The 1,159-nt window shown below is 38.7% G+C and carries 2 protein-coding genes; one reads left to right on the top strand and one right to left on the bottom strand.

Annotated elements, in window-relative coordinates; translation table 11 throughout:
* A partial coding sequence (locus tag ACFIO5_RS10315) for a UbiA family prenyltransferase (protein ID WP_375705352.1) occupies positions 1 to 483 on the bottom strand: 483 nt, incomplete at its 3' end.
* Positions 484 to 574: 91 nt separating this feature from the next.
* Here ACFIO5_RS10315 and ACFIO5_RS10320 point away from each other — a divergent pair.
* On the top strand, positions 575 to 1,159 hold a 585-nt coding region (locus tag ACFIO5_RS10320; protein WP_375705353.1), incomplete at its 3' end, for a phosphoribosylamine--glycine ligase.

Raw genomic sequence — 1,159 nt, forward strand, 5'->3', positions numbered from 1 at the left:
AATACCTAGAAAAAAACTAACCGTATTAAATTGTGATAAAACACCTAAACCAACCAAACATTGCACAAGTATAAAAACTTTTGCCTGAAACCGACTCACATGACCTGTCGGTAATGGGCGAGAACGTGTTCTCTCTACCTGAGAATCAATTTTATGATCAATAAGATCGTTCCAAGTACATCCTGCACCCCGCATAGCTATAGAACCCAGAAAAAAAAGAAAGAGATACCACAACCAATTCATTAACATTGGTAAAAGAGGTACTCTCTGCATTTCATGAGAAAGAAAAGCCATCGTTGTTGACCAGAAACAAGGCCACATCAACAACTGCCATCCGATAGGCCGATCCCAACGTGCCAATTGAGCATAAAACCACAAAGAGCAAGGAAGAAAATGATAAACCCACTGTTTGGAGGAGGCATCCATAACTCGTCCCTGATTTTCACAAGATTGAATATGTGTAATATTTTTACTTTTTTTCATCAAATGGCTTCACCTTTAGTCTTGCGATAGAAGCATTTCACTCTTATGACAAGAAAACTGATTTCATCATCTTCTGTATTAGGAGTAAGTAATGAACATTCTTCTTATCGGCTCAGGCGGACGGGAACATGCTTTGGCATGGAAAATAGCAGCATCTCCAATGCTTACAAAATTATATTGCGCTCCTGGAAATCCTGCAACCATAGAATTGGGTGAAAATATTGATTTGGACATTAATGACCACCATCTTGTTATTGATTTTTGCAAAACACATTCTATTGACCTTGTGATTGTTGGACCAGAAGCACCACTGGTTGCGGGTATAACAGACTCTCTTAATAACGCTAATATCTGTGTATTCGGACCTACTCAAAAAGCTGCTCAACTAGAAGGTTCAAAAGCTTTTACAAAGGATTTATGCCGTAAGAATAACATTCCTACAGGAACTTACCAATGTTTTAATGATGCTGAAAAAGCTAAAGCCTACATTCGTCAACAAGGTGTTCCCATTGTCATTAAAGCCGATGGCTTAGCTGCTGGAAAAGGTGTTGTCGTTGCTATGACAATGGAAGAGGCATTTAACGCTGTTGATACCTGCTTCAAAAGTGCTTTTGGTGATGCAGGAAACAAAATTGTTGTAGAATCCTTTCTTGAAGGTGAAGAAGCAAGCTTTTTC

It is taken from the genome of Bartonella sp. AA86SXKL (assembly GCF_042196885.1).